The following is a 20,925-nucleotide window of genomic DNA, read 5'->3' on the forward strand; positions in this document are numbered from 1 at the left end:
CAGAAATCACAGCATCAAAACTATTTCCCGAGGACAGTAATGCAAACGTGTGAATGCACTCACGCTCAACAAACGACAGTCCGCGCGGTCCAGCTGACGGGCGAGCGCGCGCTGGCATTGACGCGCATCGCCGAACCTCCTGCGCCCGCTCCGGATGAAATCAAAGTGCAAATACGCGCGGTCGCGCTCAACCACATCGACGTGTGGAGCTGGCGCGGCATGGCCTTCGCAAAGCGCGAGTTGCCGATCGTCCTCGGCGCCGAAGCATCGGGCGAAGTCCTCGCGGTCGGCTCCGAAGTGAAGGACCTCGCGCCGGGAGACATCGTTGCATTTTACGGCGCCAAGACATGCGGCACCTGCCAGCCTTGCCGCGAAGGACGCGACAACTTCTGCGAAGGCGAGCGCGCGATGTACGGCTTCAACATCGACGGCTTCCTGCGCGACCGCATGAACATTCCGGCCCGCCTCGCCGTCAAAGCTCCGAAAGCCCTGGACGCGATTTCCGCAGCGTGCGCGCCGATCACCTTCGGAACCGTCGAGCATATGCTGTTCGATAACGCCAAACTGAAAGCCGGTGAGACGATCCTCGTCCAGGCCGGCGGCAGCGGCATCGGCACGGCGGCAATTCAGCTCGCGAAATCCGTCGGCGCGACCGTCATCACCACCGTCGGCAGCGACGACAAGATGGAGAAGGTGCGCGCGCTCGGCGCCGATCACATCATCAACTATCGCCGCGAACGTTTCGAAGGCCGCGTCCGCAAAATCACCAATCGCCGGGGCGTCGACGTCGTCTTCGAACATGTCGGACCGGACACGTGGGAGGGCAGCATCCTCTCGCTCTCGCGCGGCGGTCGCCTCGTCACTTGCGGATCGACGACAGGCGTCGCTGCTAAAACCAACCTCTATCTCCTGTTCCAGCAGCAGCTGCGCCTCATCGGCAGCTTCGGGTGCCGGATAGAGAACATGAAAACCGTGATGGGCCGAATGGCCGCCTCCCACATCGAGCCGGTGATCGACACCGTCATATCGCTCGACGATATCGAGGAAGGCCTGCGCCGGCTGGAAGAGCGCCGGGTCTTCGGCAAAATCATCGTCAAATTTTAAACGAGAGAAGCATGACCGAAGCGACAGCGCCACGCGAGGTTTGGATTACCGGGATCGGGCTTATCAGTTCGCTCGGGATTGATGCCGAAACGCACAAGACGCACTTCGAAACTGGCACGGGCCGCGTCTTGGACGAGTCACGTTATGCGCCGTACCCCGTGCATCCCCTCGCACCGCTGGAGTGGTCGAAGCAAATACCTAAGAATAGCGACCAGCGGCAGATGGAGACGTGGCAGCGGATCGGCGTGTATGCCGCAGGCCTCGCCCTCGCCGACGCCGGCATAGCAGGCAATTCAGAACTGCTCGACCGCACCAATCTCGTCGTTGCCGCGGGCAGCGGCGAGCGGGACACGAAAGTGGACTGCGACGTGCTGGAAGCCATTCACTCCGACGATGAAACCGCGCTCCTCGCCAAGAGCGTTCTTCCGAGCGCATTGCGTCCGACGCTCTTTCTGGCGCAGCTGTCGAACATGCTCGCCGGCAACATCTCCATCGTGCACCACGTCACCGGTTCGTCGCGAACGTTCATGGGCGAAGAATCCGGTGCCTTCGCCGCAGCCGAAAACGCCTTCCGGCGGATCTCGTCGGGTCAGGCCGACGTCATCCTCATTGGCGGCGCACTCAACGCAGAGCGCGAAGACCTGCTGCTTGGCTACGAAATCGGCCACAACCTATGGCGCGGCCCGTTCAAGCCGGCTCAGGAAAGAGGCGGGCAAGACGGCGGCGGCTTCATCCCCGGCAGCGTCGGCGCGTTTCTGACGATTGAATCTCGCGCGCACGCCGAAGCACGCGGTGCAAAAGCCTATGCACGCATTGCCGACATCCGAACCGATTACACCGCGCGCAAACAAGGCGACATCGCACGGTCGTTGACCCAGCTGTTCGAGACATTCCTTCCTCGCATTCCCGCCGGCCGTTTGCCCGTATGGGCGGGGAGCAGTGGCGTAGGCCCGTCAACGACGGAAGATCTGGCGTTCTTCGATCTTTTACCGGCCTACGACATCGCGCCCGACGTTCGCGTCTACGGCGACGATCTCGGCTACTCCGTCGAAGCTCACTTTTTCGCCGGTCTCGCGCTCGCAGCGTTGACGACCGATGGCAGAGGCGAGCGCAAGTCTCGCAACCCCGGAGCCGCGAGAAACGCGCTCGTGACGGGTACCGGCTATTGGCGTGGCGAAGCACTCGCCCTTATCGAAGCAATCGGGTGAGCTGAACATGTCTCAAGGTCACGATAAAAAAGGAAGACCGCTCGTCGCCGTCACAGGTATGGGCGTGGTCACTTCGCTCGGAAACGGCAAGGCCGACAACTGGGCCGCGCTGACAGAAGGACGCTCGGGCATCCGCTCCATCACGCGCTTCCCGACCGACGGTCTGCGCACGACGATCGCCGGCACAGTCGATACGCTGAAGGTCTCGCCGTATTCCGCACCGTCGCTCTCCATTGCGATGGCACTGGAGGCTGCCAACGAAGCCCTGCACGAAGCGCAAGCAGGCTCGAACGGCAAGTTCCCGGGTCCGCTCTTCCTCGCAACGCCGCCCGCCGAACTCGAATGGCCGCAGCGGCGAGCGCTTTATCAGAGCGCGCTGGATAAAAACGAGTCGGGATACCGGCGCCTTCTCGCCTCGGCGCGCGCCTCCGACTGGGACGAGATGCAGTCGCTGTTTCAGTTCTCGAGCGTCGCAAATCACGTTGCCGAACGGCTTGGTACGCGCGGACTGCCGACGTCCGTTTCCACCGCCTGCGCATCCGGCGCGACCGCGATCCAGCTCGGCGTCGAGGCGATCCGCCGTGGCGAAGCCGATGCCGCGCTCTGCATTGGAACTGACAGCTCCGTCCAGATCGAGGCGCTGATCCGTTTTTCGCTTCTCTCGGCCCTCTCGACCAACAACGCCGCGCCCGAGCAAGCCTCCAGGCCATTTTCGAAAAACCGCGACGGCTTCGTCATGGCCGAAGGCGCCGGAGCCTTGGTTCTCGAATCCTACGAGGGAGCCAAGCGGCGCGGCGCGCGCATCCTAGGCTTCATCCGCGGTTGCGGCGAGAAAGCCGATGACTATCATCGCACGCGATCCAAGCCGGATGGCACCGCCATCATCGGCGCGATCCGCAACGCCATCGACGACGCCTGTCTGTCGCCGGACGACATCGATTACGTGAATGCACATGGCACGAGCACGCCGGAAAACGACAAGATGGAATATCTTTCGCTGAAGGCCGTGATCGGCGACCGCATCGCAAACGTCCCGATGAGCTCGAACAAATCCATGATCGGCCATACGCTCTCAGCAGCCGGCGCGATCGAGGCAGTCTTCTCCCTCTTGACCATCCGCAACGGCACATTGCCGCCAACGATCAACTACGCAGTTCCCGACGCCGAGATACCGATGGACGTCGTGCCGAACGTCGCCCGGCAAGCGCGCGTTCAAACGGTGCTGTCGAACTCGTTCGGCTTCGGCGGACAGAACGCGGCGCTGGTCATCGCCGCACCCTGATCGACAATTGTTGAAGCAGTCTCTGCGCCTTCGAGGCCGCGTCTCCTCGGTCGCGCGCCTGCGCGATCGCGCGCTGCGCTCGCCACATCACGCCCATCTGACGCATTTTTGATCGGCGCCGCTTATCAACAATCAAGTTCGACCGCATCGACAAATGTGAATGTCGCGCCGGATGCTCGGTGCCGGCACGTACGCCCGCGCAATGGCATTCGACTCGATGCAAGGGAGGAAACACGATGCAAGAGAGCCTGCTTAAGGAGCCGGAAGCAAAGACATGGGTCGCGCCTGCATACTGCGATCTGCGTCTCGGATTCGAAGTCACGGCCTACATCTACGTTCGGTAGCGCAGTGCACGGGAGGCTGGGCTTTCTGTCGGCCTGGTCTCCCGGCGCATCGGAGAGAACACATGGAACCCGACCGGCAGCTCCAAACGTCGGACGTTGTGGAGTTGAATCCCAATTTTCATTTTCGTTGGGAGGAGCCGCAACAAGCCAACGTACTTCTCTACCCTGAAGGCATCGTCAAGCTCAACGAGACGGCAGCGGCGATTCTGGAAGCCTGCACAGGTGGCCAATCCATCGCGGTTGGCGTTGCAGAACTCGCCGAACGCTACGGCAAAGCCGATCTCACCGCCGACGCATTGAAATTTTTGGAGGTTGCGCATGCCAAAGGATGGATCCGGATTAAGTCTTGATGGCCTTGGCCTGCCGCTCTGGCTCGTGCTTGAGCTGACGTACAAATGCCCGCTGAAATGCCCCTGGTGCAGCAACCCCGTCGATTTCGATCAATACCGCAACGAACTCTCGACCGAAGAATGGAAGAAGGTTCTCCGCGCAGGCCGCCGCCTCGGATCGCTGCAATTGGGCTTCACCGGCGGCGAGCCCATGCTCCGCAACGATCTCGAGGAACTCGTCGCTGAAGCTGACAGCCTCGGCTATTACACGAACCTCATCACATCGGGCGTCGGACTGAACAAGGACCGCCTTCGTGCTTTGAAGAAGGCCGGACTGAAACAGGTCCAGCTCAGTATTCAGTCGAACGATCGCCAACACAGCACAAAACTCGTCGGCGTCGACGTGCTCGACCACAAGATCGATATCGCACGCTCCATCAAGACCGAAGGCTTTCCGATGGTGCTGAACGTCCCCGTCAGCCGCTTCAACATCGAACGTACCGAGGCTCTGATCGACCTCGCAGTCGATCTCGGAGTTGAGTATCTCGAGTTCGCCAATCTCCAATACTACAATTGGGCCCTGCTCAACCGCGCGGAACTTCTGCCGACGCGTGAGCAGCTGGCGAAGTCGGAAGCAGCCGTCAACGCCGCCCGCGCGCGGCTCGGCAAAAAGCTGACGATCTTCTTCGTCGTTCCTGACTATTACGATGACCGTCCGAAAGCCTGCATGAACGGCTGGGGCGCCGTGCATCTGACAATCGCGCCGGATGGCACCGCGCTGCCCTGCCAGGAAGCGCGGCTGATCAAAGGCATCGAATTTCCGAGCGTACGCGATCACGAACTCGACTGGATCTGGCACAAGTCCCCGGCATTCAACAAGTTCCGCGGCGACTCGTGGATGTCGGAGCCGTGCCGAAGCTGCAGCGAAAAGGAAAAGGACTTCGGCGGCTGCCGCTGCCAGGCGTTCCTGTTCACAGGTGATGCAGCAAACACCGACCCTGTCTGCTCCAAATCGTCCCACAGGCACCTGATCGACAATCTCATCGCACGCGCCGAACAGCGCGGCATCCCCGAGACGGCGTGCGACGGCACGTTGAAAATGCGCGAGACGAAGCGCCGCCAGCGCTCGGAGGCTCAGTGATGCACCGCCCCTCGGTCGATCATCATCAGGCTTTGCGCGGGACCGCATAGAATGGACATCGCACTGCTCGATCTCGCGGCACGTGTGCTTCACGTTGCCGGCGTGATCATCTGGGTCGGCCACAACTGGGTCAACGTTGTGCAAATTCCAAAGTTTCGCCGCGTGCTTCCCGACGCGCCACAAGAGGCCGTGAAAGGCGTATTCATGGCTGCATCAAAACGCGAGCACGGAATATTCCGCCACGCCTCGCTGGTCGTACTCGCAACCGGCCTTTTTATGCTGTGGCGGCGGGGAGATTTCGTGGAGGCACTATCGCTTTCAGGATCGTCGGCAATCATCGGTCTCGGAGCTTGGACCGGCACGCTCATGGTCTCGAACCTGTGGTTCGTCCTCTGGCCGCATCAGAAAAAAGTCCTCGGCTTCATTGAGGCATCGACGGAGGAGCGCCTGCGCTGCGCCCGCATCACCTTTCTCTCGTCCCGCGTGAATACGGTTCTATCCATGATGACGCTCTTTCTCATGATCGCGGGAGCGCACGGCGGCATCCCACCCGGCTGAGCAGGAGTGAGATGCGTTTCAGCTTTGCCTCCGCGTCGTCCAAGCTCCCACCGCCGGTGCTTGCAGAACTCACCGCGGATATCGCCGAATGGCGAACAAGCTGCATGTCGGCGCTCGAGTTGCCGTTCAACGGAAGCGATTTCGCCGACATCCTGTCCGAAGCCGAGCATGAGCTGAGATCACTTCTCCAGCTTCCGCAGAGCTACAAGGTTCTCTTTCTTCAGGGCGGCGCCTCGACACAATTCGCAGCCTTGCCGATGAACCTCGCAGCCGAGCATCAACCTTGTGATTATGTGCTGTCAGGCCACTGGTCGCGCCGCGCAATCGAAGTCGCATCAGATTGGCGCGATGTCCGCACCATTGTATCCGAACGCGACGGCTTCCTGCCCGACCCCGCATCGTGGCGCCGGTCGCCCGGCGCAGCGTATTGCCACGTCACCAGCACCGAAACCGCCGAAGGGTTGCAGTATCACGAGTTTCCGGAGACGTCGGGAGTTCCCCTGATCGCCGACATGACAGCGGACTTTCTCACACGTCCCCTCCCGATCGAGCGCTTCGGACTTGTCTACGCAAGCGCACAAAAAAACCTCGGCGCCGCGGGTTTGACGATCGTGATCGTAGACGAGAACCTTCTCGGCAAATCGAAGCGCAAAGTTCCACCCCCGCTCGACTACGCGCACCAGGCCTCAGCAAACTCGAAGGTCAACACTCCGCCAACGTTCGCGATCGTCGTGGCGCTCCGAATGTTGCATTGGCTCCGTCAGGAAGGCGGGCTCGATGCCGCCGCCGCGAAGAACCTCGCCAAAAGCAAAGAGCTTTACGCCGTGATCGACGAAAGCGATTTCTATCGCTGTTTCGCTAGCCCTCGCGATCGCTCGACAATCAGCATCTGCTTTCACCTTCCCGATCCGAAGCTCGATCAATTGTTCCTCGATGAAGCCGAACAAATTGGCCTCATGCACCTCAAGGGTCATCCCAACGTCGGCGGCATCCGCGCCTGTCTCTACAATGGCGTGACGGCGGACGCAGCGTCGGCGCTCGCGAATTTCATGTCCGATTTCAAGCGCCGCCGAGGATGACAAGCATCCGGCCATCATTGTCAACGCGATCAGCGCCGGTGGAAGCGATGGGCTTGCACTTCCCCAATCCCATTGGATTAGCCGCAGGGATCGATCGCACTGGGGAACACGCTCCATCGCTTCTTGGCTCAGGCTTCGGCCACGTCGAAATCGGCACCATAAATTCTGAAACAGGATTGGTCGCGCCGCTCCGGCACTCCGCCAACGGTGCTCGCCTCGGCATCAATATCGGCAGCCTGCGACCCGGCCTTGACGATCTCGTCATCGCAGACTTCGAGACACGCCTGAGGCAGGCATCACCCATCGCCGACTACGTCGTCGCAAATCTCACCGCGCCGGCAATGCAGAGAAGTGGAAATTCTCTGCGTGTCGAACAGCTCGTAAGGCGCCTGAGCAAAGTCCGTGACGAAATTTCCGAAGCTCGCGGAAGGCGAACACCACTTCTCGTCAAGCTCGACGGCGGCGCGATCGGCAATCCGATCCCAGCAGCCGTGACAGCAGCGCGCGTGTATGGCCTCGACGGCATCGTTCTCGTATCGGATCGCCTGCGACGCATTGAAGAGATCAGCAATCACATGGCCGCGCTGACCCTGATATCCGTCGGCGGCATCCAAACGGCTGCAGACATTCGCACACGCCTCGTCGCCGGAGCATCGCTGGTCCAGATTCACCGCGCATTCGCCGACGGCGGAAAGCAACTGCTTCTCCGGATGCTCGCCGAGCTCTGAAGCCCTGACACATCGTCAACTCATATTGATGTGCAGCAAATGGGTGCCCCTCCGACATCCCTATCGTTCTTGAAATCTTCACCGGAGCGCGTACGCAAAGAGGTTCGCCATGAGCTTTCCCGACTTCTTCGATAAGGTGCCAGCGATTTCGCTGCGCGAGCCGTTGGCCGTTTTCCTCGGCGCTTCGACGACCGGCGAGATCACCTACACGTACGCCGACGCCGTTAAGCTCGCCGGTCACTCCTGCCCGACCGTTGCCGCCGCCTACCTCATGGTGCGCGAGGGCCTGCGCTATCTATACGGCGATGATCTCCCCGAGCGCGGCGGCATCGAAGTGTACATGCGCGACGGACGCGAGAGCGGAACAACCGGAGTAACCGCATCCGTCGCGACACTGCTGACCGGCGCGGCATCAGAAACGGGATTCGGAGGCATCGGCGAAAGGCAACGGTTCGGCCGTCGCAACCTGCTCCAATTCGATGCCGATATCGATGGTGTCCTCGCACTCAGGCGGCGCGATACGGGACGCGGCGTTAGTCTCGATTTCAATGGGGCACGTGTTCCGCCCGATCCCGGCATGAGAACATTATTCCCAGACGCCGTGTCAGGTCGCGCAGACGAAAGCCAGCAGAAGCGTTTCGCACAGCTCTGGCAAGATCGCGTCGCCCGCATCCTGCTCGATCACGCTGACGATCCCGAACTTGTACGCGCCAGAGCGTGGGCTACCGCATCTAGCTGACAATGCGCTTAGTACGTCGTACACCGCCACGGTTCGCGCTGCGCCAGCGAAGATGCTAGAGTCGATCCATGAAGACGACCGCACAGATTCTGCGCGACTACCGCGGCCCTGCGCTCTTCAGTTTCGGATTTCGTCCCTTCTTTCTTCTCGCCTCGATCTGGGCGGCGCTTTCGGTGCCGTTGTGGTTGCTGTCCTATCTCGCAGCCGGTGACACGGCAGCGGCGATCTTCACGCACGACTGGCACGTCCACGAAATGCTGTTCGGTTACACGGCGGCGGTCATCGTCGGTTACATGACGATCGCCGGAGCAAACTGGACGGGACACTATCCCGTTGCAGGCCGGCCCATCGTCGTGCTCGTCGCCATTTGGATTGCCGGACGCGCCGCGATGCTGGCCTATCCGATGCTCGGTCTCGCAGCCGCTATCGTCGACTCGGCCTTTCTCGTCCTGTTTTCACTTGCGCTCTGGCGCGAACTTCTCGCCGCGACGAACTCGCGTGTCGTTGCTCCCACCGTCGTCATAACGCTGCTCGCGATCGCCAACATCGCGTTCCACGCACGCACGATCTTCCCCGGCATCGGCCCCGTGTCGGAGCGCATGACGATCGGCCTTATCACGTTCCTCATCGCGCTGATGGGCGGACGTCTCCTGCCGAGCTTCACGCGAAACTGGCTAGCGCAGCGGAAGATCACATCGCAGCCTGCACCCTACGGGCGTTTCGATATGTTATCGCTCGTCGCAACTGCTGCAGGACTCGCGGTGTGGGTTGCCTCGCCGGACTCGCGCCTCAGCGGCACGCTGTTGCTGATCGCGGGTCTCGGACTACTGATCCGCCTGGCGCGCTGGAGAGGATGGATTGCCGCGCGCGACGGCATGGTTCTGATCCTGCACCTCGCCTATTTCTGGTGCGCGCTTGGCGTCGCCATGCTCGGCGCATCGGTGCTGTTTCCGGCTGACATACCTGCGACGGCCGCAATCCATGCGCTGACCACCGGCGCGATCGGCGTCATGACTCTCGCCATGATGACCCGCACGACGCTCAGCCACACAGGCCGCGAGCGCCGTGCCGACCGTCCGACGCTGCTGATCTATTGTTTCGCAAATCTCGCAGCGTTGATGCGCACGCTCGCACCGTTGATCGCATCGGCGTATTCCGAACTATTGCTGCTATCCGCGATCTTCTGGTCGTTGGCGTTCGCCGTCTTCGCGTTGAATTATGGCCCGATGCTCACAAAAGCGTGGCATCGCGCATCCTAGGTCTTGAACGATCAAAAAAGCGCGATCCGCAAGCGACGTTCACAAACCCCTCTATTGCGCTGCAACTTAGTTTCGCGGGAACTTTCACCTGCGCGCGGCCGTACCTCTGTTAGCTTCAAAAACAGCCCGAGGATTTACTATGCTTGGAAAACACGGAATCGTCGCCTTGACCGGCGTGGCAGGCGCACTGCTGATCGGCGCGACTGTAGCATCCGCTGCAGACGCACCGTCCTCGACATCTCAACCTTCGGCGTCTTCCTCCAGCACCACACCATCGGCGGCTGGCGGTGAAGTCAACACCGAGCCCGGAAGCCAAGGCAAAACGTCGGATCGCACCCCCGGCAAACGCGATCCTGAGCGCACGCCGAACGCCAGCTCGACCGGCAACACGGGTACGGACGCCGGGCAGACGCACGAAGGAACGTCGGACCGTTCTCCGCAGAAATAAGATTGGCTTGAGGCGGGATCGGACCCTCGATCTCGCCTCTACAGCCGTCACGGGACTGCTGCTTGCTCCTTCCGTTATCGCGACGGAAAGCAAAGCAGCAGATCTTTTTCCCTTCCCGCCAGCTCTGATGTATATTTCAAGGCGCAGAGCCTGCATCGTCTGCAGGCTGTTTTGAAGTTGCTCGATCCCTGTCACGGTACTGTCGCAGAAGCGACATACGGGTTGCCCCGATTTGACCTCGCTGCCATCCGGGTGGGCCGATGCTGGACGAAGTACGAACTGCCGACCAAATCCGACTGGACGCGCAGCAAGGCGTTGCGGAAAAGCGCATTCAGACGTTTCGCCAGATTCTGCTCTGGCCCATCCAACTCGTTCCCGAAAACAACACCACGATCGTAGAGGACTACGCCGCAATCCTGGAGACGCTCGGCCCAGACAATCCCTGGTATGAAATCGCCGACGAATTCACGGGCGACCCCAAAGATTTCCAGCAGCGTCACTACAGCGAATTCGTGACGTTCCTGCCGCCCGTGCAGCGGCTGCTCTACGGCAGCGGCCGCGGCAAACCGGGATCGGTCTGCGCCGAAAGCCCGATCAAAGCCTTCCGCCGAAGCGACGTTGCCAAAATCCGCATCACGCTCAGCGCAGGCGCAGCCCCACTTGAACTCGACGTAACGCACATCGATCTCTACTTCTTCTACGAGATCGACGTCGCGATACTCGCATTCGAGGTCCACGCCAGCGATCTTCCTCTTGTCACCGTGCAAGATCTGATGTTCCGGCTTGGCCGAACCTATCCCGCGTACTGGGAGGAAAACGGCTCCGGCGGACACTGCCCCGACAAGGTCGAATTCATCGGCAACGACGGCGGCGTCCTCGCAGTTTCAGACCACAACGATCAAGCGAAATTCCTCGCGCAGGTCTGTTTGAAGCGTGCAGCGCGCGTCGCTTCGCACTGGCAATTCCTGCTGCACCCTTTGGTGCCGCACCATTCGGATCTCCCCGGACAGATCCGTTACAAACAGCTCGAATATTCCCGCATGCCGCAGATGGATTTCCTAGCGGCAAGCGCCGGAACGGCACTGACGCGCGCCGATTACGTTCGGCTCGCCTTTGCCTCAGGCCCCGGCAGCTGCGATGAGCTTCCTTTCTCGGAAAGCCATCTCTCCAGTTTCGAATCCGCCTTTTGCTACGATCGCTATTACGGACAGCACAACGGCGTCGAATGGCCGGAAAGCCGCTACATGTCTTGCGGGCACACGCTCGTCGTCACCGGCAACGCCGACAATCCGTTTTTCACCGACATCAATCACGGCTGCCAGAACAGTTTCCGGCACGAGCATTTTCTCGTCTTTTTGCTCGCGCATTTTCACAAAGCCGCGCTGCTCATGTTTTCCGACCAGCTCACCGAAGCCATGAGCCGCCTCGATGCGCACGACAAATCAGCCGTTCTGTCCTTCCGGATGGCATCGCGCCGAGCGCTGGAAACATTCCTCCGCTTTACCCATCGCTACTGGTTCCACTCCGTCAGCAATCAGACGCAAGCGCGAGAACTCTTCACGCTCTGCCGCTCGCAGCTCGAGCTTGACCGTCTCTATGACGACATTCGTCAGGAGATTCAGGAAATGAGCGAATTTCTCGAAAACGAAGCGTTGCGCCGGCAGAACGATACGATGACGAGATTGACCGTCGTGACGACGCTCGGCTTGATTGGCACGACGGTGACCGGCTTCCTGGGCATGAACGTCCTGGCTTGGGCCGATGAGCCTCTGCCCTGGCGGATCTGGGCATTCCTCGCCGTGCTCATCCCGACCATCCTGCTGACGCTACTGACGATCGTGAATTCCCGGTCGCTTTCAAATTTCATGGAACGTCTGTCCGATACGGAGCGTACTAAGAACGTCCGTCCGAAACGCCAGAAACGAGCACCGCTCCCTCGCAACGACTGAAGAACGGATTCCGTCGTTTCTCGCGGCGCGCGTTCTGCGGGTGGGCGATGAGCGTCTCGCCTGAGCGAAGCCTGCAACCGCCACGCTACCACTGCGTTTTATTTCTGAGATTTCAGCGCGAACGTGTTCGCCACCGATCGCACCGCTTCATTCAAGTCCGGAACGAGCCATATGATGTAAACGGAGTTACGCAATGCCAACCAGCGAAGCGTTTCCTGTCATCTTCTTCATGCTCAGCTTCTACGCATTTGCAATCGCGCTGCTCTACGCACTCGCGCGCGCTTGGGATCAGACGGCGACACATCGCCAGACTAACGGAAATAGAAGGGAATTGTGAACTGAAGCTGGTTCGGCGTTGCGCCGGACGGTGGATCGCCAAACGGCGCGGCTTTTCGAACCGCCGTCAACGCCGCCTGATCGAGCTTGCCCTTACCCGATGAAGTTGCGATCTCCGCGTAACGTATTTCTCCGGACGGCGTCAGTCCGAACGAAATGCGCGTCGTGCCCGTATAGCCATCGCCGCTCGGCTTGTTACGCGAGAGAATAGTGCGGATGCGCGCCGCATAGTTCAAAATGCTTCCGCGGCTTGCCGAAACTTTGCCGCTAGCCTCGGACTGCGCCATGCTCGCACGCGATGTCGTGCTGCCGGCCGTCGATGCGCGAGACGCCGCTTGCGCCGTAACCTGCCGTTCCTTCCGTTCGGCGTCTTCCTTCTTGCTATCCTCTTCTGAGACGTCCTTCGACTCGATCTCGGTAGGCTTCACCTCTTCGATCGTTTCCGAGGTCTGGATCGCTTTGGTCTCGTGCACCTCGTCGGGCGGTGCCTGCCCGCGAATGACGTGCAGCGGGTCGTCCGTCGGAATGGCCGCGGACGGCGTCACGTCTGCGACGTCGACCGGCTCCGGCGGTGGCTCGGTGGCTTCAACCGCTTCCTTCACCTCGGTCAGAGGTTGCGGAACCGACTCGGCCGCCTGGACGCTGCCCGCCTGCGACTCGGCCGAAGCAGCCGACGCCGTCTGCACATGCTCTGTCTCGATCGACTCCAAGACGACCGTTTGCTCTGTCGCCAAGCTGATCGCATCGGTCTTATCGGACAGCGTTCCGAACGTATCGTCGCTTCCCGACCAGTCGAACATCGTCGAAGCGATCGCCGTATGCAGGCATATTGAAATGACGATCGCGGCGGTGCGCAGCCATTTCAGCGGTTGCTTCGAAGCACTGTCCGAAACGGACGCCAACTTGATCGCTGGCGACGACACATCGGCATGCGCCGGTCGCTCCTGTCTCGCAGTCGGAAGCATCGGCATGCCGCCGTCTGCGCTGACGAGCGTCAGCGTTCGCGGCATCCGCTGCAGCGGCTGCAATGACGCGTCACGTGCGAGCACATGCGCATTCGAATTTCGCGTCGAGGAACTGGAGGAGGCCACAAAAGCCATCTGAACCTGACCTGTGCGAGTCCGGGGGAGCATGTGAGTTAGGCAGCGTCGACCAAGCGCGCGCCTTCAGGCGTAACTTCTTGAAGCACGGTGAAACCCTCGAATTCAGGGCCGGAAATCAGAGAGAATTTTTGCTTGCCATCCGCGTTTGCGTGCGCGTGGCGGAACTGATCGGATTTTGTCCAGGCATCGAAGTCGGCGCGCGAACGCCAGACGGTATGCGAAGCGTAAAGAACATGATCGTCGCGCTCCGGACCCTTCACCAAGTGGAAGACGACGAACCCCGGCGCTTCGTTGAGCGTGCTTTTGCGATTGAACCAGACCTGTTCGAACTCATGCTCCGAACCCTTCACGACCTTCAGCCGGTTCATGGCAATAAACATAGTCACCGCTCCTTTACACATCAGACCGCGCATCGCGATCCGAAACGCCGTATCGGCGAGCCATTCAACCCGCCGATACTCAACTCATTTGCAGCGATCGACCCTTCCAGCCGCGGTTGCCCGCGACTTAGAACTGTGCCTTCGCTGTTAGATAGAACGTGCGGCCCATACCGGTCGAATTGCAGCCCGGAAAATTCGAGCCGTAGCAGGTCGGACCATCGAAGAACGCGGTCGTGAGAGCCGGCGTATAGTCTTCGTTGAAGACGTTATCGATATTGAAGCCGAGCTCGAAGTTCTCGGTAACCTTGTAGGTCGAGAAGAAATCGACCAGCGTATAGCCGGGCATGTACTTGCTGGCATAGAAGCTGCCAACGTTCATGTCGCCGACATCGCTTTCCGAAAAATAGGAAACGCGGCCGCCGAGCGTCACCCTGCGATCGAGAAGTCGAACGCCCGCGGACGTGACGACTGTGTGCTCCGGAACGTAGCTATGCGCGCCAAAACCATCCGTCTGCGACGGCAGGTTGGTGTGCGTATAGGTGTAGCTCAATCCCGCAAAGAAATACCCGGCATCATACATGCCCTGGAGTTCGACACCCTGGACCGTCGAAATGCCTTCGGTGTTGCAGAAGTAGTTGCTGCCGAGCGTTGTCGTGCACGACGCAATATAGTTGTCGACGTTCATATGATAGTAGTCGCCCTTGAACCGGAACGAGTCCGCAGGCGTGAACAGTCCATCTTTCCTGATGTTGGCGCCGACTTCGATGCCTTTCTGGCTTTCAGGATTGAGGAACGGGTTCGGAGCAAACCCGACACCGGCTGCACCCGGATGCGTTCCACCCGCAAACAGCTCACTGACCGAGGGAGCACGCATCGATTCCGAATACGTGATGTAGGGCTGCAGCCAGTCCGTTACCTGAGCTGCGAGCGTAACCTTCGGATCGAACGAGCCGCCGTCCTTATCCAAAATATAGCGTCCAGGAACATATGGCGGATTGGGCAATCCCGCAGCGGGATTGATGTTGACCGAACCGTTCAGGCCGTACATGTCGTAACGCAGGCCGACGATCAGGTCGAAGATGCTCTTGGAGAACGTAGTCTCGGAGAAAAACGCGCTCGTCGACGTATAGCCCGAGCCGTTCACGCCACCGCCAGCCACCGGCCTAAAGCGATTGTACGTATCGACGTCATCGCCGAAGAACTCGTAGCCGTATTGAGATTTGACTCGAATACCGCCGAGATTAAATCGCGACGTGTTCGTAATGTCAGCGCCCATGCCGGTATCGTCGACGACACGTCCCCAAGCAGTGCCCTGCGGTGGTGTACCGACTGTCGGACTGGAATCCGTCCCGTAGCGCATGAGCGCGTGATTATAGTAACCGTTCACCCGCAAATCGATCAGATCGTTCCCGATCGGATTGAAGGCATACTTGGCGGTGTAAGTTTGCGTCTGAACGTTCTGGAAGTACGAGTTGGCGAAGAAGTCATTGTTATAGAAAACGCCGCCAAAGCGAAGCGATTGCTCCGAGTCCGGCGCCAAGTTCACTTTGAACAAACCTGACGTCAGGTCCTGGAATGTCCGCGGAATCACAACGCCGCTGGCATTCTCATAGCTGTCGGGATCTTTGTGGCTCACCGCACCGGCGACACTGATGCCGCCGACGGCTGCCGCGGCCGCGCCCATCTCGGAGAAGCCTTGTCCATTGCTTCCCCAGGTCAGCTTCGAAATTCCACCGAAGTTCTGACCCGGCCTCAGAATGTCTTCGACGTCGAGCGTGCGCATGTTGACGACGCCGGCCAGCGCACCTGCGCCACCAGCTGTCGACACAGCACCGCGCTGAACATCGATACCGCCGATCAAAGCGGAATCGACATACGCGAATCCGGATGCCTCGTGACCGAGGAAGCGGAAATTCTGCCGAGCGCCATCGATCGACATGTTGACACGGCCGTTACCCTCGAAGCCGCGGATATTGACGGCAACCCCGGCGTTCTGCGGACTGATGCGCGTGAAAGTGCCGGGCTGCGAGCGCAGCGCGTCGTTGAGATCGCCGTTGCCGTAGGTCGAGAGCTCGTTGCTCGTGACAACGCTGATGCCGGCCGGCGTGTTGTAGGGCGCATCAGGGTTCTGCACTGACGGTCCCGAATTCTGCGCAACAGGCGCCTCCTCCACCGGCTCGGGCGCCGCAGCCTGCACAGGCTTCGGTTTCGGCTTGCTCTTGGGAGCGCTCGACTTCTTCGCCTTGGCGCTCTGAACGTTGATGCCCGGCAGCTCGGTCTCTTGCGCGTGCGCTGCGCCGGCAACCGTCAGCGCAGCAACGGAGAGACCGAGAGACAGCGATCTGGCGAACGTTCTGAAACTTGGCGACCTATAAAAACTATCGATACGGCACATCGCGATAAACAACCCCCGTTGTTCCTGAATTGAGAAACGGGCTGGCTGGCTAGCGCTGGTCGCGCACCGGGCGGGCTTGCCTCGTTTTCGTCGCACCCTCACTCATCGGGATGCGGGCGAAGACCCCGGACCATGACGAGCATGGTCGGGCATAATTACCCTGATAAACATTACAGAATAAGTCAACAAAAAGAGCAGAGAAACACCCTCGCCCGGAACGTCGCATCTGGATCGCAGATACGCGTTTTGTTGGGGTTTTCGCTCACTTCACGTGGCGGGGCAGAAGACTGGAATTATTCCACGACCACTGGTGTTGCAGATTTCACTCAGAATGGCGGTCGTTGCCACAGCCGCTAACCATTCGAGCGGCGGACGCTAAAAGAAAAATGGCCGGAGGACGCTGACCTCCGGCCAAGGTGCGCGCACGGGAAGGAATGCGCGCTAAGCGACAGGGTGCGTCCTCAGACGCATCGGGTCATAGAAGGGCATACGGACGACGGTTGCGGTGAAGTCGCGGCCGTTGTCGCGGATGGTGAGTTCCGTGCCGAGCTTGGTGAACGCCGGCGCGATCTGCGCCATCGCCAGCGACTTCATCAGATGCTGGCTGTAGGTCGTGCTCGTGACGATGCCGACCTCTTTGCCGTCCGAGAAGATTTTGGACAGCGGCGCAATCGCTTCGTTATGCAAAACCTCAAGGCCCGTGATCAGCGAGCGCTCTTTGCCCTTCTTGGCGGTCAGCGCTTTCTTGCCGATGAAGTCGGGCTTGGAGAGATCGACGGTCCAGTCCGCACGCACTTCCCAAGGTGTCGTGTCGCCATGCGTCATGTCGAAGGGGAAGAACAGAAGGCCGCCTTCTACCCGGACGATGTCGAGGCACGACCACGAGATCGGCGTCACGCCCTGGTCCTTGCCCGCTGCAAGGATCGAATCCCACATGAATTCCGCATCCTTCGCGCTGCAGAATACTTCGTAGCCGCGCTCTGCCGAATAACCGCCGCGCGCGATCTCGACCGGGCGCCCGAACAGCGTTGTCTTCTCATGATGGAAATACGGAAGCTCCGCGAGCTTCATCGGCGTGTGCGGCGCAAGAACTTCCAGGGATTTCGGACCCTGCAGCGACAGGATATGTACATCGTCGTCGCGAGCGACCGTAACGTTGAAACGGCCTTTCGCCGCCGCAGCCGCTTCTTCGAACGAACCGCCGCCGTGCGAGACGCGGTATTTGCCGTCGCCATCGACATAGACGAGCACGTCATCGATCAGGGCGCCGTCTTCATTGACGATATTGCTGATGTGCGAGTCGCCGCGCTTCGCCTTCGAGATATCGGAGGTCAGCAAGTGATTGAGAAACGCCAGTGCATCGGGACCCTCGACGTTGACCATCTTCAGGGCCGACACATCGAATAGGCCGGCCTTGCTGCGGACGATTTCCGTCTCGGCATAAGGGCAGGCGTTATAATTCTGCGGAATTGGCATGTCGTTCCAGGACGACGACAGATCTGAACCCAACGCGCGATGGCGGTCGTTGAGAGCGGAACTTCTTTTCTGAATTGTGCCGTGCATTGAACTTCTCCGACTTACCGATTGTTGTTCGTCTGTGAACGCGCCTTTTCAGAACAAGCCCGCACAAATTGGCGTCAGTGCACTTCGCTAAGGCAGATACTGAGTGGGCGTGAATGGGTGATGGGTATTGTCCGTCCGGACCGAGGAACCAGATCCGGACGGACGACCCCGCTGCCGCTACATATGGAAGAACCAGTTGGCGAACAGCACCGTGCCCAAGCCCGCGAGAAGCGTCAGGTACGGCAGAATTCCGGCCTTGCGGCTGACCATCTCGCCAGGAGCAACGCCGAGGTCTTCATACATGTGCGCCGGGAACCGGCCCTTGTCCTGGACGTAGTGACGGAACCAGAACACCGGCAGGATCAGCGACGCGGTGAACAAACCGGACCACAGAGCATTCGGATTCCAGACCTTCGCGCCAGCGCCCATGAACGTTGCGTTGACGAATGCGAGGATGGCTCCAAGCGCGATGAGGATCGTCGGCGCTTTCCACGGACGCGGACGGTCGGCGTTGTCGATACGATGGATCCAACCCGAGTTCAGGTTGAGGAAGTTGAAGATGATGTAACCGCAGTTCGAAACCGCAAGAATGAAGAAGAAGCTTGCAGCATCGGCACAGGCGATCGCCATCAGGCAGAGGTTGGCGATAAGGTCGGTCCACATGGCGCTGGTCGGCGCACCGTGGTGGTTCGTGTGGCTGAGATAGCGCGGCAGCCAACCATCGACGGACGCCTGGTAGAGCGTACGCGAAGAACCCGCCATCGTGGTCATGATCGACAGCATCAGCGCCATGATCATCATCATCACGAGGAGGCCGGAAACCCAGCCGCTTCCGCCGACCATTCGGCCCATGGCTTCCGCGACACCCGAACCATCGACAACCGACGGAGCGAGCATTCCATCGAGGCCAAGAACGCCTTGGAACGTGAACGGAACGAGGATGAAGAGAAGGAGGCAAAGCAGTCCCGAGAAGAAGATCGCTTTGAACGTGTCGCTGCCCGGATTGCGGAACTCAGCCGTGTAGCAGACGGCCGTCTCGAACCCGTAGGTCGACCAAGCCGCGATGAAGAGACCGCCGAGCACCAGCGTCCAGCCGGGAATATCCCACTGGCCTGCAGCCGGAGCGTACGCTTCCTTCAAAGGCAGGATTGGAGAGTAGTTCGACCAGTCGATTTGGCCCGTCAGGATCGGAACGATACCGACGATCAGCATCGGGATGATGACGACCAGACCGATATACTTCTGGACGTTCGCCGTACCGACGATGCCTCTGTGCTGGATCGCGAAGGTCAACAGCATCAGCGCTGCGCCGATGAAGAACGCGGAGTTGAACGAGAAATGCACCGGTCCAATCGCGCCGGATGCGAGGCTCCACTCGCGAATTGCCGGCGTGAAGGCCGCGACGCCATCCGCGCTCAGCAGTGCCGAGATCGCATCCTGAGCGGTTTTTCCGCTGTTGGCTGCGAGCCATTCGATGACACGCGGGCTATCCGGAGCGATGCTCGAGGCGTGCGCGCTGATCCATGCCGCGACTTGCGGTGCATCAGCTGGCGGAATTGGCGCCAGAGCATTCAGAATGTAAGCGGCCGCGATCGACGAACCGAGCGACAGCACGGGCGTCCATGCGAACCAGTTGCACCACACGGACAGCGGCGCAATCCACTTTCCATAGCGGAGCCATGCAGCGGCGCCGTAAACGGAGGCACCACCTGACTTGTTGGGAAAAAGGCCGGCGATTTCAGCATATGTGAAGGATTGGATAAATCCCATGATCATCGAAACCGTCCAGACAAGGAAAGCAACCTTGCCGACCGTTCCGGCGATCCCGCCGATCGAGAACAACACCAGAGCAGGAACGCCGCTCGCAACCCAGAACGCCCCCCGCCAATCGATACCTCTTACTAGTTCTGTAGACGCGGGCTCACCTATTGCCCGACTCGCCGTATGGTCCATTTTTCGCTCCCATGGTTTCTTTCATTTTTTCCTGCTTTGGATAGTTTTTCGTGCCGTAATCAGTTGAATTGTGCTTCGAGCTCCTTTGCGAATTCGAAGATGTCCATGCAGACGCCGTAGGTTGCGACGTTGAAGATCGGCGCTTCCGGATCGGTGTTGACGGCGATGATGGTGTCGACGTGCTTCATGCCGTAGAGGTGCTGCACGGCGCCTGAGATGCCGAGCGCGACGTAGACTTTGCAGGCGCTCGCGACCTTGCCGGATTGCCCGACCTGATGCGGCTTCGGCAGCCATCCGGAATCGACGATCGGGCGCGAGCAGCCGAACGTGAAGCCGAGCCGGTCGGCGAGCCCTTCGAAGCGCGGGAGGTTGTCTTTTTCCTGGATGCCGCGGCCGACGGAGAGAATGTATTCGGCTTTCGCGATATCGATGTTCGACTGCGGCGCTTCGATGTAGCCCGTGTGCTGCATGCTCTCGGAGGCCTGGATGAGATTGGGCTCGATCGCCGTGCGCTTGGCGCTGCCTTTGGCGTCGGGCACCGGATACGTCGCGCCGCGAAGCGCCAGCACGACGATCTTGCGGTCCGGGAACGCCACCTCGAGGTTGACCTTGTTGCCGTAGGCGCCGCGCGTCGCGGTCAGGCCGGTGGCGTCGGCCGAAAGCGCCAGCACGTCGCTCGCAAAGCCCGCGCCGAGCCGCGCCGCGATGGCCGCCGCGAGCGCCATGCCGTTGACGGTATGGCCGAGCAGGATCAGCTCGGGCTGGTACGTCTTGCCGAGTTCCAGAACGCACTCTTCATAGACGTGCGGATCGAAGTGATCGGCCGGCGCCTTGACCTGCACGATCTCGTCGACGCCCGCGAGGTCGAGCGAGTCGGCGATCGCGCCGATGTCGTTGCCGATGACGGCGACGACGACCGGACCGCCGAGGCCCGCCTTCACCTGCTGCGCCGCCCCGATCGCTTCCCGGGTGATGTCGCGAACCACGCCGTTCAGATGTTCGGCGACGATGAGAATGCCGGCCATGA

General features: G+C 60.3%; 19 protein-coding genes. 13 read left to right on the forward strand and 6 right to left on the reverse strand.

Annotated elements, in window-relative coordinates:
- Positions 1 to 39: 39 nt before the first annotated feature.
- The 13 genes from HYPGJ_RS10795 (at position 40) to HYPGJ_RS10855 (ending at position 12,168) form a co-directional block, all read left to right on the forward strand.
- Positions 40 to 1,104 carry a zinc-binding dehydrogenase gene (locus HYPGJ_RS10795; RefSeq protein WP_046847176.1) on the forward strand — a complete coding sequence of 355 codons (1,065 nt, stop codon included), beginning with the start codon at positions 40 to 42 and terminating at the stop codon, positions 1,102 to 1,104.
- 11 nt (positions 1,105 to 1,115) lie between these two features.
- On the forward strand, positions 1,116 to 2,312 hold the full coding sequence (locus HYPGJ_RS10800) for a beta-ketoacyl-ACP synthase (RefSeq protein ID WP_046847177.1): 1,197 nt from the start codon (positions 1,116 to 1,118) through the stop codon (positions 2,310 to 2,312).
- Positions 2,313 to 2,319: 7 nt separating this feature from the next.
- On the forward strand, positions 2,320 to 3,594 hold the full coding sequence (locus tag HYPGJ_RS10805) for a beta-ketoacyl-ACP synthase (RefSeq protein ID WP_046847178.1): 1,275 nt from the start codon (positions 2,320 to 2,322) through the stop codon (positions 3,592 to 3,594).
- A 236-nt stretch (positions 3,595 to 3,830) separates the two neighbouring features.
- Positions 3,831 to 3,938: a pyrroloquinoline quinone precursor peptide PqqA gene (pqqA, locus tag HYPGJ_RS10810; RefSeq protein ID WP_013214591.1), complete on the forward strand. Its 108-nt coding sequence runs from the start codon at positions 3,831 to 3,833 to the stop codon at positions 3,936 to 3,938.
- Positions 3,939 to 4,000: 62 nt separating this feature from the next.
- Positions 4,001 to 4,288, forward strand: coding sequence for a pyrroloquinoline quinone biosynthesis peptide chaperone PqqD (gene pqqD / locus HYPGJ_RS10815; RefSeq protein WP_046847179.1), 288 nt, complete (start codon positions 4,001 to 4,003; stop codon positions 4,286 to 4,288).
- On the forward strand, positions 4,257 to 5,408 hold the full coding sequence (gene pqqE / locus HYPGJ_RS10820; protein WP_046847180.1) for a pyrroloquinoline quinone biosynthesis protein PqqE: 1,152 nt from the start codon (positions 4,257 to 4,259) through the stop codon (positions 5,406 to 5,408). Before pqqD ends, pqqE begins: the two co-directional genes overlap by 32 nt.
- A gap of 51 nt (positions 5,409 to 5,459) precedes the next feature.
- Positions 5,460 to 5,966 carry a urate hydroxylase PuuD gene (locus HYPGJ_RS10825; protein WP_046847181.1) on the forward strand — a complete coding sequence of 169 codons (507 nt, stop codon included), beginning with the start codon at positions 5,460 to 5,462 and terminating at the stop codon, positions 5,964 to 5,966.
- An 11-nt stretch (positions 5,967 to 5,977) separates the two neighbouring features.
- Positions 5,978 to 7,045, forward strand: coding sequence for a 3-phosphoserine/phosphohydroxythreonine transaminase (gene serC, locus HYPGJ_RS10830; protein WP_046847182.1), 1,068 nt, complete (start codon positions 5,978 to 5,980; stop codon positions 7,043 to 7,045).
- 47 nt (positions 7,046 to 7,092) lie between these two features.
- The gene (locus HYPGJ_RS10835; RefSeq protein ID WP_244466095.1) at positions 7,093 to 7,773 is read left to right on the forward strand and encodes a dihydroorotate oxidase; all 681 of its coding nucleotides are present in this window, start codon (positions 7,093 to 7,095) and stop codon (positions 7,771 to 7,773) included.
- Between the two features lie 109 nt (positions 7,774 to 7,882).
- Entirely contained in the window at positions 7,883 to 8,512 is a 630-nt protein-coding gene (locus tag HYPGJ_RS10840) for an FmdE family protein (RefSeq protein WP_046847184.1), read from the forward strand.
- A 68-nt stretch (positions 8,513 to 8,580) separates the two neighbouring features.
- A complete protein-coding gene (locus HYPGJ_RS10845; protein ID WP_046847185.1) occupies positions 8,581 to 9,771 on the forward strand; it encodes an NnrS family protein in 1,191 nt (396 codons plus the stop codon).
- A 139-nt stretch (positions 9,772 to 9,910) separates the two neighbouring features.
- Positions 9,911 to 10,219: a hypothetical protein gene (locus HYPGJ_RS10850; RefSeq protein ID WP_046847186.1), complete on the forward strand. Its 309-nt coding sequence runs from the start codon at positions 9,911 to 9,913 to the stop codon at positions 10,217 to 10,219.
- A gap of 260 nt (positions 10,220 to 10,479) precedes the next feature.
- A complete protein-coding gene (locus HYPGJ_RS10855) occupies positions 10,480 to 12,168 on the forward strand; it encodes a CorA family divalent cation transporter (RefSeq protein WP_046847187.1) in 1,689 nt (562 codons plus the stop codon).
- Positions 12,169 to 12,479: 311 nt separating this feature from the next.
- Here HYPGJ_RS10855 and HYPGJ_RS10860 read toward each other — a convergent pair whose 3' ends face one another.
- The 6 genes from HYPGJ_RS10860 to HYPGJ_RS10890 all read right to left on the reverse strand — a co-directional run bounded on the left by HYPGJ_RS10860 (position 12,480) and on the right by HYPGJ_RS10890 (position 20,923).
- Positions 12,480 to 13,553: a TonB family protein gene (locus tag HYPGJ_RS10860; protein WP_159108295.1), complete on the reverse strand. Its 1,074-nt coding sequence runs from the start codon at positions 13,551 to 13,553 to the stop codon at positions 12,480 to 12,482.
- A gap of 89 nt (positions 13,554 to 13,642) precedes the next feature.
- Complete coding sequence (locus HYPGJ_RS10870; protein WP_046847190.1) at positions 13,643 to 13,987, reverse strand: antibiotic biosynthesis monooxygenase; 345 nt, start codon at positions 13,985 to 13,987, stop codon at positions 13,643 to 13,645.
- Positions 13,988 to 14,114: 127 nt separating this feature from the next.
- Positions 14,115 to 16,382 (reverse strand): TonB-dependent receptor, encoded by a 2,268-nt coding sequence (locus HYPGJ_RS10875; RefSeq protein ID WP_052750881.1) that lies wholly within the window; start codon positions 16,380 to 16,382, stop codon positions 14,115 to 14,117.
- 441 nt (positions 16,383 to 16,823) lie between these two features.
- Complete coding sequence (locus HYPGJ_RS10880; protein WP_046847191.1) at positions 16,824 to 17,945, reverse strand: aminomethyltransferase family protein; 1,122 nt, start codon at positions 17,943 to 17,945, stop codon at positions 16,824 to 16,826.
- Between the two features lie 177 nt (positions 17,946 to 18,122).
- On the reverse strand, positions 18,123 to 19,898 hold the full coding sequence (locus HYPGJ_RS10885; RefSeq protein WP_046847192.1) for an APC family permease: 1,776 nt from the start codon (positions 19,896 to 19,898) through the stop codon (positions 18,123 to 18,125).
- 59 nt (positions 19,899 to 19,957) lie between these two features.
- Positions 19,958 to 20,923: an electron transfer flavoprotein subunit alpha/FixB family protein gene (locus HYPGJ_RS10890; RefSeq protein WP_046847193.1), complete on the reverse strand. Its 966-nt coding sequence runs from the start codon at positions 20,921 to 20,923 to the stop codon at positions 19,958 to 19,960.
- Positions 20,924 to 20,925: the final 2 nt, after the last annotated feature.

The organism is Hyphomicrobium sp. GJ21, assembly GCF_001006785.1.
Taxonomy (GTDB): Bacteria; Pseudomonadota; Alphaproteobacteria; order Rhizobiales; family Hyphomicrobiaceae; genus Hyphomicrobium_B.